The sequence below is a fragment of the Stackebrandtia nassauensis DSM 44728 genome, from assembly GCF_000024545.1.
Taxonomy (GTDB): domain Bacteria; phylum Actinomycetota; class Actinomycetes; order Mycobacteriales; family Micromonosporaceae; genus Stackebrandtia; species Stackebrandtia nassauensis.
The window spans coordinates 4,721,927-4,734,623 of record NC_013947.1; the positions used below are offsets into that span (position 1 = coordinate 4,721,927).

Consider the following 12,697-nt stretch of genomic DNA (forward strand, 5'->3'; position numbering starts at 1 on the left):
CGCGGGCGTGTGCGAGGCGACTGCGCCACTCCATTGGGGATTCATATTTCGCTACCGGGCTCGGGGATGGGACGTGGCGTAAACCTCTCTTAGTTTATCGACTGTGACAAGTGTGTAAATCTGCGTGGTGGAGACCGCGGCGTGACCCAGCAGTTCCTGCACCACCCGGATGTCGGCGCCCCCGTCCAGGAGATGGGTGGCGAAGGAGTGCCGCAGGGTGTGCGGACCGAGGTCGACGGCCATCCCGGCCCGGTCGGCCAGACCGCGCAGGATGAAGAAGACCCCTTGGCGGGTAAGGGGTTTGCCACGCGAGTTGACGAAAAGCTTCGGGTGCCCGGGAGTCCAGCTTGGACGCGCGCGGGTCAGGTAGTTCTCCAGCGCCCGCACCGCGTAACCACCCAGCGGGACGACCCGCACCTTCCCTCCCTTGCCGCGCAACCGGACCGCCGCCGCGTCGAAGTCAAGATCGTCGATATCGGCGCCGATGGTCTCCGAAACCCGGGCCCCGGTCCCGTACAGGAACTCCACCAACGCGGTGTCGCGCAGACCGGTGGGGTTGTCCAGGATCGCCGCGGCCTCCAGCAGCCGCGCGACCTCGTCGACGCCGATGGCCTTGGGCAGCCGCAGCGCGGGTTTGGGGGTGGACAGTGCCTGCGTCGGGTCGGTGTCGGTGACGCCCTCGTCGAGGGCGAAACGGTGCAGCCCGCGCAACGCCGAGGTCGCGCGGGCTATGGATCGGGCCGAGAGGCCCGGATGTTCGTCGTCGCCCTGTGAGAGCCGGGCCAGGTAACCGCCGATGTCGGCGGCGGTCACCTGGGACAGTGCGTCGAGTCCGGTCTCGGACAGCCAGTCGAGGTAGCGGCCCAGGTCGCGGCGGTAGGCGGCGATCGTGTTCGCCGAATGTCCACGTTCGACCGTCACGTGGTCGAGGTAGTCGCGGACGACGCGGGCCGGCACTGTCAGTGCAGGATCTCCTCGAGTTTCGCCACCGCCAGGTCGTGAGCGTCGGCTACGGGTCCGTAGGTGACGTGGCCGTCGTGGGTGTTGAGGCCCAGGGCCAGCGCGCGGTCCTTGCGCAGCGCCTCCCGCCAGCCGTTGTTGGCCAGCTCCAGCGCGTACGGCAGTGTGACGTTCGTCAACGCGTAGGTGGAGGTGTGCGGCACGGCGCCGGGCATGTTGGCCACGCAGTAGAACACCGAGTCGTGGACCTGGTAGACCGGGTCGGCGTGGGTGGTGGGACGCGAGTCCTCGAAGCAGCCGCCCTGGTCGATGGAGATGTCGACCAGCACGCTGCCGGGCTTCATCCGCGAGACCAGTTCGTTGCTGATGATCTTGGGCGCCTTGGCTCCCGGCACCAGGACGGCGCCGATGACGAGGTCGGCGTCCAGGACGGCCTTCTCGACCTCGTAGGCGTTGGAGGCGACGGTCTGCAGGTGCCCCGCGTAACGCTGGTCGGCGGCCCGCAGCTTGTCGATGTTCTTGTCCATCAGGACGACGTCGGCCTGCATGCCCAGCGCGATCGCGGCGGCGTTCATGCCCGAGACCCCGCCGCCGATGACGACGGTGCGGGCGGCGTAGACGCCCGAGACTCCGCCGGGCAGCACGCCGCGGCCACCGCCCTGACGCATCAGGTGGTAGGCGCCGACCTGGGGCGCGAGCCGTCCGGCGACCTCGCTCATGGGGGCCAGCAGCGGCAGCGCGCCGTCGTGGGTCTCGACGGTCTCGTAGGCGATGCCGGTGACCTTGCGGTCCAGCAGCGCGTCGGTGCACTCGCGGGAGGCGGCCAGGTGCAGGTACGTGAACAGCACCTGTCCCTCCCGCATCCGGTGGTATTCGGAGGCGATGGGTTCCTTGACCTTCAGGACCAGATCGGCCTCGGCCCACACCGCGTCGGCGGTGGGCAGCAGCGTGGCACCGGCGGCGGCGAAGTCGGCGTCGGGAATCGACGACCCTTCCCCGGCTCCGGCCTCGATGACGACTTCGTGTCCGGCACGGACGAATTCGTGCACACCCGATGGGGTGATGGCCACCCGGTACTCGTGGTTCTTCACCTCGCGGGGGATACCGACCTTCACCTGTGCGCCCACCTTTCGAAAAGGCACGCGGCGGCCTCGTTGCCACCACTGTGCAATGTACTCCATGCCCGTCACACGGGAGTGCGCGACAAGCCGATTAAGCCTGACATAGCCGTCGATTCTTTGTCAACAACCTGGCTTGGCCTATCGTTCAATGACGTAAAGCGAAATATACCTCAGAATCACAGGGAGTGTGTGCGGGCTCGCAGTTGCGACACGGCCAAGAGTCCCGCGATCGTGCAGCCGTTGGTGATCTGTCCGTCGAAGATCGCGGCCACCGCCTCGTCCAGGTCCCACCACCGCAGGCTCAGGTCGGCCTCCTCGTCGGTGCGGACGTGTCGCTCGGCGTCCGGCACCGGCGACAGGTCGCGAGCCAGGAAGATCTCGATGCGTTCGTTGCTGCATCCCGGCGTGGGATGGAAGGTGAACAGGTGCGAGATCCGCGCGGCCCGGGTGTCGGCCTCCTCGGCCAGTTCCCGGGCGGCGGCCTCGGCCGGGTCCTCACCCTCCACATCGCGCAGACCGGCGGGCAGCTCCCACAGCCGCTGCCGCACCGGATGCCGGTACTGGTGGATCAGCGCGATCCGGTCCTGGGCGTCCAGGGCCGCGACGACCACCGCGCCCGGGTGGTCCAGGTAGACCCGCTCGGCGGTGCCGCCGCCGGGCATGGCCACCTCGTCGCGGACCATGCCGAACCGGAAGCCGCTCCACACCGTCTGGCTGTCGCGAACCTCGAAGACGTGGTTCACGAGGCGACCGCCGTGTTGTGGCCACCGGCGAAGTCGATCTGGTCGGTCAGGGCGTACGACAGCGCCGCGCCCATGAACGCCGAGAACAGCGGGTGCGGCCGGGTGGGCCGCGACTTCAGCTCCGGGTGGGCCTGGGTGGACACGAAGAACGGGTGCACGGTGCGGTCCAGTTCCAGGAACTCCACCAGCCGTCCGTCCGGGGACAGTCCCGACAGCACGAAACCGGACTTGGCCAGCGTCTCGCGGTAGGCGTTGTTGACCTCGTAGCGGTGCCGGTGCCGTTCGGAGACGGTCGAGGCGCCGTAGGCCTCGGCGACCAGCGAACCCGGTTCCAGCTGCGCGGTCCAGGCGCCCAGCCGCATCGTGCCGCCCATGTCGCCCTTACCGGCGACGATGTCGGTCTGGTCGGCCATGGTGGAGATGACCGGGTGCTCGGCCTCGGGCGCGAACTCCTCGGAGTTGGCTCCGGCCAGGCCCGCGACGTTGCGCAGCACCTCGATGGTCATGCAGTGCAGGCCCAGGCACAGTCCCAGGGTCGGGATGCCGTTCTCCCGGGTGTGCTTGATGGCGTTGATCTTGCCCTCCACGCCGCGTTCCCCGAAACCGCCGGGGATCACGACACCGTCCACGCCGGACAGGATCTTGCCGGTGGCCTCGTCGTCGACGCAGGTGGAGCTCTCCACCCACTTGATGACGGTCTTGGCGCGGTGCGCGAACCCGGCCGAACGCACGGCCTCCACAACGGACAGGTAGGCGTCGGGAAGGTCGACGTACTTGCCGACGATCGCGATCGTCACCTCCTCGCGCGGGTGGTGGACCCGGTCGAGCAGGTCGTCCCACGCGGTCCAGTCGACGTCCTTGAACGGCAGGTCCAGGCGGCGCACCACGTAGGCGTCCAGGCCCTCGCGGTGCAGCACCTTGGGGATCTCGTAGATGCTGTCGGAGTCGGGCGCCGACACGACCGCCTCGATGTCCACGTCGCAGAACAGCGCCAGCTTGTTCTTGAGGTTGTCGGGGATCTGGCGGTCGCTGCGGCACACGATCACGTCGGGCTGGATACCGATGTTGCGAAGCGCGGCCACCGAGTGCTGGGTGGGTTTGGTCTTCAGCTCGCCGCTGGCACCCAGATAGGGCACAAGGGACACGTGAATGAACAGGCAGTTGTCGCGGCCGATGTCGTGCCGCAGCTGCCGGATCGCCTCCAGGAACGGCAGCGACTCGATGTCGCCGACGGTGCCGCCGACCTCGGTGATGACGACGTCGGGGATGCGTCCGGCCGCGTCATCGGTGTCGGGAGCCGACATCGACCGGATCCGGGACTTGATCTCGTTGGTGACGTGCGGAATCACCTGAACGGTGGCGCCGAGGAACTCGCCCCGGCGTTCCTTGGCGATCACGTCGGAGTAGATCTGGCCGGTGGTGATGCACGAACGCCGCGACAGTCCCCTGTCGAGGAACCGTTCGTAGTTGCCGACGTCCAGGTCGGTCTCGGCGCCGTCGTCGGTGACGAACACCTCGCCGTGCTCGAAGGGGTTCATCGTGCCGGGATCGACGTTCAGGTACGGGTCGATCTTCTGCATGACGACGTGAAGTCCACGCGAAGTGAGTAGATTTCCGAGGCTGGAGGCCGTCAGACCCTTCCCCAGCGCTGAGGTCACGCCACCGGTGACGAAGATGTGTTTGGTGATGCGCGCTTGATTCGCGGCGTTACTGGCCAATGCCGTCTCCCGTGGTCGGAGCCTATTGTGGCGGTTACCCACCCACGGGACTCCACGGTAACACCTTGATCAGAATCATCGGCGGCACCCCACGCCGATGTCCGCTTTTCACCTGCCGGTGAGCTCGCGATACAGCGCGTCGAGCTGCTCGACCGGCTCGGTGCCGGACGCGGACCCGCCCGCCGCAACGGTTTCGGTGACCGGGACGCCGACGTGCCGCGCGTCCCTGGCGCCCAGCCGCAGTACCGCCGACACCAGGTCGGTGGAGGCGCACAGCGCCACGTCACCGCGCCGGGCGATCAGCCGGGTGGGCTGGTCGCGCAGCCGGTCCTGCCAGCCGGTGCCGGGTTCGGCGAGTTCACTCCACCAGGTGACGACCAGCGGCACACTGTTGACCTTGGACAAAGCCGCGGCCAGTCCGGCCCGGGTTCCGAAGGCGTGCACCACGTCGGGGCCGCGTCCGGCGCCGCCGCCCAGCATGGCCCGCAGGTTCCAGGTCGCCTTGGCGTCGCCGACGAGCTCGGCGGCCGGCGGGATTTCCAGGGTCGCGAACCGCACCCCGGCCTCGTCGAGGCCGTAGCTGGCGGCGAAACCGGACGGCGCCACGACCACGACCCGGTCACCGGCGTCCTTGAGGCCCTTGGCCACCGTCGCCACGTGCTCGCCGATGACCTCTTCACCGGCGCACACCAGCGCGATGCGTCGTCCCGCCACTGTCGGTCACTACTCCTTCGAGTCGACTGGTTCCTGCACCGCATAGGACATCACACGCCCCGTCGCGGCGAGCTCGCGGGCCGAAGCCGAGCGGGCCGGATTTCTCAGGCCCCGCCTCGGCGGCCGAGTTCGTCCACTTCGCGCAGTACCGGGGTGTGGGCGATGACCTTGGTGAAGCTGACCTTCTCGCTGGCCAGCGTCAACGCCGCGACGCCCGCCAACAGGGCCGCGCGTTTACCGACGCCACTGCGGGCCGTCCACGACAGACCGACCAGGGCGCCCAGCGCGTTGGCCCCGCAGTCGCCCAGCATCGTGCGTTCCTCGAGGTCGTCGGGCAGCGCGGCACCGGCGGCGCCGAGCGTTCCGGCCGCGACCCCACCGGCGGTGTCGTTCTTCGTCGATATCGGACCCGCGATGGAGGACACGAGTTTCAGGGCCCGGCCCGGGCGCAGGTCGAACAGGTTGATGAGGTTGGCGGTCCCGGCGATGACGCCCGCGCCCAACAGGGTCGTGGTGACGCGCCGGGCACGGGATTCGCCGCCACTGTCGCGGTCGGAGTCGATGAGGGTGGCCGCGGCCAGACCGACGAGTCCCAGGCCGGCAAGTTTGACGCTGCCGCCGGTGGCGTGGCCCGCGGCCAGCGCCCGCAGGTGACCGGCCAAGCCCTTGGGAGGCGGGGTTTCGGCGATGTCGGCGGTGTCGTCGTAGAGGCCGACGGCTCCCGAACCCAGCCCGGCGACCAGGGCGGCGGCCGCGTGCGTGGGGGTGCGCGCGCCCAGGGCCGACGCGGCCGAGGCGCCCACCGCCACGGCGGGGCCCTCCGACAGGCTCACCGGGGTGCCGCTGTGGTTGATGCGTTCGAGTTTCGGCGCCGCCGGCGAGCGCGCGATCCACGAGCCCACGGCTCTGGTGACCACCGCGCCGGTACCGGTCACCAGGAAACGGCGCAGGCTAGCGGGCAGACGGTTCACAGTGGCGCTCCTGAAGTCGACGGGGGATCGCGTCGTCCTACGAGGGCACCGGTACCACGGCGTTCGCGGATTCGCCGGTGCCGTAGTGGCCTGTCTCGCCCTCGATGGTGCTCGGCAGCGCGAGTGCCGCCGTGACGCGTCCCTGTGGGGAGTCAACGTTATCGACCGTCGAAATCCGTTTGGATCGGGCGGGGTCCTCGCGGACCGCCTCGATGACACCGTCGGGTTTCGCGGCGGCCAGGACGGTGGCGCCCTCGCGTCCGAACCGGTCGGACGCGGTGACCACACTGGGCTGGTGCCCGGATTCCGGTTTCCCCGAGACGATCACGACCGCCGTGGCCCGTTCGTCGGACAGGTTCTCGGCGACGTCGACCATCTTCAGGCCCTCCAGGGCGCTGACCAACCGGTCCCGTTCACTGGCCGAGACCTCACTCTTGTCCAGGATGGACATGGCCAGCAGCGCGGACACGGTCTCGACGCCATTGTTGTCGTTGGGAGGCTTGACGCCCTTGGGGGTCAGCTTCGCGGCGAGGTCGATAAGGGACGCACTGTTGTCGGGGTCGGTGAACGCGTCGGTGAAGTTCAGGGTCCCGGCCGAGGTGGCGCGCGAGTACTCCAGTGTGTCGGAGATCGCGTCCAGTTCGGCGTCCTTGGCGCCGCCGATGCCCACCAGCAGCACCCGTTCGTCGGCCAGCAGTTCCGCCAGCGTCACCGGCGCGACCCCGGTAGCGAAGTCGCGAGCCTTCTCCGAGGCCGTCCCCAGCCGGTCGACCTCGGCGCGCAACCGTTGCGTGTCGGCCTGCTCGGCCTCGGCGTGCGCCGACCCGGCCGAGCCGCCGACACCGACCATGCCCAGTCCCAGACCCACCGCGACGGCCAGGAAGATCGCCACGACCGCCACCAGGTGGAAACGATGATTGATCACGAGAAGATCCTTTGAATCGCGGAAACCATGCCGTCCCACCAGTCGGCGCCGGTCTCGGCGAAACTCATACCGGCGGTGAACAGGGCCACGGCCGCGGCCACCCCGGCGATCGCCGAACACGCCAGCAGGAACGAACCCGAGGCGGGAACCCGCTGCCGGTACAGGCGGCTGACTCCCTTGGCGTCGACGAGTTTCGCGCCCACCCGCAGCCGGGTCAGGAACGTCGAGGCCATGCCGGAGCGGCCCTTGTCCAGGAACTCCACCAGCGTGGCGTGGGTGCCGACCGCGACGATCATGCTGGCGCCCTTCTCGTCGGCCAGCAGCATCGCGATGTCCTCACTGGTGGCCGAGGCGGGGAACACCTTCGCCGCCACCCCCAGGTGCTCCAGCCGCGTCATGCCGGGCGCGTGCCCGTCGCTGTAGGCGTGCACGACCAGTTCGGCGCCGCAGCGCAGCACCTCGTCGGAGGCCGAGTCCATGTCGCCGACGATCAGATCCGGGGTGTAACCGGCCTCGACCAGGGCGTCGGCGCCACCGTCCACACCCACCAGCACCGGCTTGAACTCCCGGATGTAGGGCCGCAGCACGTCGAGGTCGGCCTTGTAGTCGTAGCCGCGCACCACGATGAGACAGTGCCGGTCGGCGAAGACGGTGTCCACTTCGGGCACACCGACGCCGTCCAGCAGCAGGTCGCGTTCCTTGTTCAGGTACTCCATCGTGTTGGCGGCGAACGCCTCCAGCTGCACCGCCAGCCCCTGCCGGGCCTCGGCCATGGCGGCGGCGACCGCGGCGGCGTCCAGGCGTCGCCCCTCGGCCAGCAGTTCCTCGCCCCGGAACACCTTGCCGCCCTCGATGCGCAGCTTGTCGCCGTCGTCGATGCGGTCGAAGATCTCGTCGCCGACCTCGTCGATCAGCACGATCCCCGCCGACACCAGCACCTCGGGCCCCAGGTTCGGATACCGGCCCGAGATCGAGGGCTTGGCGTTGATGACGGCGCCGACCCCGGCGGCCACCAGCGAATCGGCGGCGACCCGGTCGATGTCCATATGGTCGACGACGGCGATGTCCCCGCAATTGACCCGCCCCACCAGCCGCTTGGTGCGGCGGTCGAGCTTCGCGGACCCGCCGACGGCACCGGTGGCCCAGTCGCTCGCCCGGTCGTGTCGGCGCAATGTAGGTAGACGCATCGCGTCTATCTTGGCAGCCCGCACCGGCTCCGACCGGCAGCGGCACGCCGAAGCCGACCCGAACGGGTCGACGATCCGCCTAGCCGCGCTTTGCCCGGGCCGCCACCGCCAGCAGTTCCTCGGCGTGGGCGATGCCCAGGTGGCTGTCGGGCATACCCGCCAGCATCCGGGCCAGTTCGCGGGCGCGTTCGGCGTCCTCGACCTCCCGCACGCCCGACACGGTGACCGCGCCGCCGGTGTCCTTGCTCACCGCCAGATGCGAGTCGGCGAAGGCCGCGACCTGCGCCAGGTGGGTGACGACCACGACCTGGTGCTGCTTGGCCAGTTTCGCCAACCGGCGTCCGATCTCGACGGCGGCCTCGCCGCCGACCCCGGCGTCCACCTCGTCGAAGACCAGCACCGGCGGGCCACCGGCCCCGGCGAACACCGCCTCGATGGCCAGCATGACCCGCGACAGTTCACCGCCGGAGGCGCCGCGCTGCAACGCCGTGTCGGGGGCGCCGGGGTGCGGACGCAACCGCAGCTCCACCTCGTCGACGCCGTCGGGCCCGGCACCGCATTCGACGCCGTCGACCAGCAACGGGGACAGCCCCTTCCCGACGGGCCGGGCCTCCACCGACGCCGACACCCGCGCGTGCGGCATCGCCAGTCCGGCGAGCTCCGCGGTGACCTCCTCGGCGAACCGGGTCGCCGCGGCCTTGCGGGACTTGGTCAGCGCGGCGGCCAGTTCGGCGGCCTCGGCGGCCAGCCGGTCCCGGTCGGCCTCCATCGCGGCCAGCGCCTCGTCGGAGACGTCAAGGGACGCCAGCTTCTCGGCCGCGTCGGCGGCCCAGGCCAGCACGCCGTCGATGTCCTCGGCGTACTTGCGGGTCAGGCTCTTCAGGGCGGCGCGGCGTTCGAAGATCTCGGCCAGCCGATTGGGATCCGCGTCAAGTTCGTCCAGATAGGAACTGAGTTCGCCGGAGACGTCGGTGATGACCGCGACCGCGGCCTCCAGCCGCGAGGCCAGCTCCCCCAGCTTCGCGTCGGTGTCGCCCTGCGCCGACAGCGCCCGCGAGGCGCTGCCCACCAGCGAACCGGCGTCGGCGCTCTCCCCGACCACGTCGGGATGCCCGGCCAGCGCGACATGCGCCTCGGCGGCCGCGCCCCGCAGCGCCTCGGCGTGCTCCAGCCGCCGCGCCTCCTCGGCCAGTTCGGCGTCCTCGCCCGGCTGCGGCGCCACCCGTTCGATCTCCTCGAGGCCCAGCCGCAGCACGTCGGCCTCCCGGGCGCGTTCGCGCGCGTTGGCGCGCCGCTCGGCCAGTTCGGCGGCCAGTGCCACCCACCGGTCGTAGGTCTCGCGATAGGACACCCGCAGTTTCTCGTGGCTGTCACCGGCGTAGCGGTCCAGGGCACCGCGCTGTTCGGCGGGCTGCAACAGTCGCATCTGGTCGGACTGCCCGTGGATGGACAGCACCAGCGTCCCGATCTCGCCCAGCACCCCCACCGGCGCCGACCGGCCGCCCACGTGGGCCCGGGATCGGCCCTCGGCGGTGAGGGTGCGGCTGATCAGCAGTTCGTCGCCCTCGAGTTCGGCCCCGCAGTCGGCGACCCGCTGCCGCAGCGCGCCGTCACCGGGTTTGACCCGGATCCGGCCCTCCACCATGGCCTTCTTCTCACCGGGCCGTACCCGGCCGGTGTCGGCCCGGCCGCCGAAAAGCAGCCCCAGACCGGCGACCACCATGGTCTTTCCGGCGCCGGTCTCACCGGTGATCACCGTCAGGCCCTTCGACAACGGCAGTGTCGCGTCCTCGATAACGCCAAGTCCGGTAATGCGAAGCTCGTCAAGCACAACAAAGACATTAATGGTCGGCCCTGACACCCGCCAGGCTCGGGATCGCCACCGCAGGCCAGCGCGGTGTTCAACCCAGGCGGTGCCCGCGCCAGCCGTCGACCGGCAGCGCCAGTTTCGCCACCAACCGGTCGGTGAAGGGCTGATCGGTCAACCGGACCACCCGCACCGGATGCTCGCCGCGCCGCACCGTGACCGTGGCGCCCGGCGGGATCGCGACGGTACGGCGACCGTCGCTGGTGAGCACCGCGGCGGGAGCGTATGGCTCGACGGTGATGGCGATCGTCGAATCGGGGGCCACCACCAGCGGCCGCGAGAACAGGGCGTGGGCGCTGATCGGCACCAGCAGCAGCGCGTCGACGCGCGGCCACACCACCGGCCCGCCCGCCGACATCGCGTGGGCGGTGGAGCCGGTCGGGGTCGCGCACACGACGCCGTCGCAGCCGTAGCGCGACAGCCTGCGGCCGTCCACTTCGACGAGCACTTCCAGCATCCGGGCGGGACGGCCCTTCTCCACCGTGGACTCGTTGAGCGCCCAGTCGCGGCCGACCTCGGCACCGTCCAAAGTCACCACGGCGTCCAGGGTGAGCCGCTCCTCGACGACGTAGTCGCCGCGTTGCAGCCGGGAGACGGCCTCGGAGATGTCGGAGATCTCGGCCTCGGCGAGGAAACCGATCTGGCCCAGGTTGATGCCCAACAGCGGCACCGCCGCCTTGCGGGCCAGTTCGGCGGCCCGCAGGAAGGTGCCGTCGCCGCCCAGCGCCAGCACCAGCTCCACGTCGCACACCGCCCGCGACTCCTCCATAGCGACCAGGCCGTCCAGGCCGAGTTCGCCGGCCTCGGTCGCCAGCGCCCGAACCTCGAAACCCTTGGCGCGCAGGCAGGTCACCAGCGCCTTGGCTTCCATGGCGATGTCGCGGCGCCCGGTGTGGGACACCAGCAGGACGTTTCGCGGCTGGTTCACGTCGGGCTTCCCTTCTCGTCTGCTTCGGCCGTCACCGCGATCTCGATGTCGGCGTCGCTCATGGCGGTGGCGTCGGTTCTCAACGCGCAGAAGAACTCCACATTCCCCGACGGGCCGGGAAGTGGGCTGCGGGTGACGCCGACGGTCGTCCAGCCGAGTTCGGCGGCCGCCGCCACGACGCCGCGCACCGCTTCCAGCCGGACCGCCGGTTCGCGCACGACCCCCTTGGAGCCGATCTTGTCGCGGCCGACCTCGAACTGCGGTTTGACCATCGGCACGATGACGCCGTCGGCGCGAGTGCAGGCGATCAGCGCGGGCAGCACCAGCCGCAGCGAGATGAACGACAGGTCCGCCACCGTCAGCTCCACCGGCCCGTCGATGTCGGCGGCCGTCAGGTGCCGGATGTTGGTGCGGTCGTGGACCGTCACCCGTTCGTCGGTGCGCAGGCTCCACGCCAGCTGTCCATAACCGACGTCGACCGCGACCACCTCGCGCGCGCCCTCGCGCAACAGGACGTCGGTGAAACCGCCCGTCGAGGCCCCCGCGTCCAGGCAGCGGCGGTCCTTCGCGGACACACCGAGATCGGCGAACGCCGACAGCGCCCCGACGAGTTTGTGCGCGCCCCGCGAGACGTAGTCATCGCCGTCCCCGGCCAGCAGCACCGGATCGGCCGGGTCGACCCCGGCGGCGGGTTTGGTGGCCGTGAAGCCCCGCACCCGCACCCGTCCGGCCGCGATCAGTTCCGCGGCGTGCGCCCGCGACCGGGCCAGGCCCCGCCGCACCAGTTCCGCGTCGAGGCGTCTACGCGCCGCCACCGCGATACCTCGCTCGAGTCACGCCTCATCAACCGCCGACAGCGTCTGCGACAGCACCTCGTGCACCGACTCGAACACCTCGACGTGTTGCGGGGTCGGCAGTGCGGCGAGTTCGTCGAGGCGCGCCACGGCCTCGGCGACCCGCTCCTCGATCCCCTGCTCCTCGCGGTTGCGGTCCAGATGCGACGGATTGAACTGGCTCACCGGCTACTCGCCCTTCGCGGCTTTCTTCGCGGTCTTCTTGGCCGTCTTCTTCACGACCTTCTTCGCCGTCGCCTTCTTGGCGGTGGTCTTCTTGGCCGCGGCCTTCTTCACCGTCTTCTTGGCGGGTTTGGCGGCCGAGGGCTCACCGGACTCGGACTGCCGCCGGGCCTGTCGCAGCTCCTCTTCCAGCTGCCGCACCCGCGACTTGAGGTCGGCGACCTCATCCTTTGTGGCCAAGCCCACCTTGTCGAGTGCCTTGTCCAGTTCGAACTGGACCAGCTTCACGACGTTCTCCCGGTTGGCCATCCCCTGCGACAGCAGTTCCTGGGCCATACCCTGCAGGTCTTCGACCTTCTCGCCGCTCTGCTCGGCCAGCGACTTGATGATCTGGGTGGCCTTCTTACGGGACGCCTCGGTCAGTCCAAGGGCCAGCTCCAGATACGCGCGCCACGCGTCCTGCATGTCCATGCCTCCATAACGTCTGTTTCCGGCGTTTACGCTACCGGTTGGTCGGTCTGTCCCCCATGCGGTACCGTCCCATCCG

13 protein-coding genes are annotated in these 12,697 nt (G+C 70.0%); all 13 read right to left on the reverse strand.

What is annotated here, in order from left to right; translation table 11 throughout:
• Positions 1-51: 51 nt before the first annotated feature.
• The 13 genes from SNAS_RS21845 to SNAS_RS35920 all read right to left on the reverse strand — a co-directional run bounded on the left by SNAS_RS21845 (position 52) and on the right by SNAS_RS35920 (position 12,621).
• Complete coding sequence (locus SNAS_RS21845) at positions 52-963, reverse strand: site-specific tyrosine recombinase (protein WP_041626651.1); 912 nt, start codon at positions 961-963, stop codon at positions 52-54.
• A complete protein-coding gene (gene ald, locus SNAS_RS21850; RefSeq protein ID WP_013019646.1) occupies positions 960-2,075 on the reverse strand; it encodes an alanine dehydrogenase in 1,116 nt (371 codons plus the stop codon). Before ald ends, SNAS_RS21845 begins: the two co-directional genes overlap by 4 nt.
• A gap of 182 nt (positions 2,076-2,257) precedes the next feature.
• Complete coding sequence (locus SNAS_RS21855; RefSeq protein WP_083787383.1) at positions 2,258-2,764, reverse strand: NUDIX domain-containing protein; 507 nt, start codon at positions 2,762-2,764, stop codon at positions 2,258-2,260.
• Between the two features lie 56 nt (positions 2,765-2,820).
• Positions 2,821-4,542, reverse strand: coding sequence for a CTP synthase (locus SNAS_RS21860; protein ID WP_280101490.1), 1,722 nt, complete (start codon positions 4,540-4,542; stop codon positions 2,821-2,823).
• 108 nt (positions 4,543-4,650) lie between these two features.
• A complete protein-coding gene (locus tag SNAS_RS21865) occupies positions 4,651-5,256 on the reverse strand; it encodes a glycosyltransferase (protein WP_013019649.1) in 606 nt (201 codons plus the stop codon).
• Between the two features lie 104 nt (positions 5,257-5,360).
• On the reverse strand, positions 5,361-6,227 hold the full coding sequence (locus SNAS_RS21870) for a hypothetical protein (RefSeq protein WP_013019650.1): 867 nt from the start codon (positions 6,225-6,227) through the stop codon (positions 5,361-5,363).
• Between the two features lie 37 nt (positions 6,228-6,264).
• Positions 6,265-7,152, reverse strand: coding sequence for a copper transporter (locus SNAS_RS21875; RefSeq protein WP_013019651.1), 888 nt, complete (start codon positions 7,150-7,152; stop codon positions 6,265-6,267).
• On the reverse strand, positions 7,149-8,339 hold the full coding sequence (steA, locus tag SNAS_RS21880) for a putative cytokinetic ring protein SteA (protein WP_013019652.1): 1,191 nt from the start codon (positions 8,337-8,339) through the stop codon (positions 7,149-7,151). Before steA ends, SNAS_RS21875 begins: the two co-directional genes overlap by 4 nt.
• 79 nt (positions 8,340-8,418) lie before the next feature.
• Positions 8,419-10,170 carry a DNA repair protein RecN gene (gene recN / locus SNAS_RS21885; RefSeq protein ID WP_013019653.1) on the reverse strand — a complete coding sequence of 584 codons (1,752 nt, stop codon included), beginning with the start codon at positions 10,168-10,170 and terminating at the stop codon, positions 8,419-8,421.
• 70 nt (positions 10,171-10,240) lie between these two features.
• The gene (locus tag SNAS_RS21890) at positions 10,241-11,134 is read right to left on the reverse strand and encodes an NAD kinase (RefSeq protein WP_013019654.1); all 894 of its coding nucleotides are present in this window, start codon (positions 11,132-11,134) and stop codon (positions 10,241-10,243) included.
• Complete coding sequence (locus tag SNAS_RS21895) at positions 11,131-11,949, reverse strand: TlyA family RNA methyltransferase (RefSeq protein WP_013019655.1); 819 nt, start codon at positions 11,947-11,949, stop codon at positions 11,131-11,133. Before SNAS_RS21895 ends, SNAS_RS21890 begins: the two co-directional genes overlap by 4 nt.
• A gap of 18 nt (positions 11,950-11,967) precedes the next feature.
• Positions 11,968-12,153, reverse strand: coding sequence for a hypothetical protein (locus tag SNAS_RS21900; protein WP_013019656.1), 186 nt, complete (start codon positions 12,151-12,153; stop codon positions 11,968-11,970).
• A 3-nt stretch (positions 12,154-12,156) separates the two neighbouring features.
• Positions 12,157-12,621: a phasin family protein gene (locus SNAS_RS35920; protein WP_169313828.1), complete on the reverse strand. Its 465-nt coding sequence runs from the start codon at positions 12,619-12,621 to the stop codon at positions 12,157-12,159.
• Positions 12,622-12,697 lie beyond the last annotated feature (76 nt).

Bases quoted from the DNA above. Each gene is read 5' to 3' on its own strand.
- SNAS_RS21855 (WP_083787383.1), bottom strand. From the start codon at position 2,764: ATGGTCCGCGACGAGGTGGCCATGCCCGGCGGCGGCACCGCCGAGCGG.
- steA (WP_013019652.1), bottom strand. From the start codon at position 8,339: ATGCGTCTACCTACATTGCGCCGACACGACCGGGCGAGCGACTGGGCC.
- SNAS_RS35920 (WP_169313828.1), bottom strand. From the start codon at position 12,621: ATGGACATGCAGGACGCGTGGCGCGCGTATCTGGAGCTGGCCCTTGGA.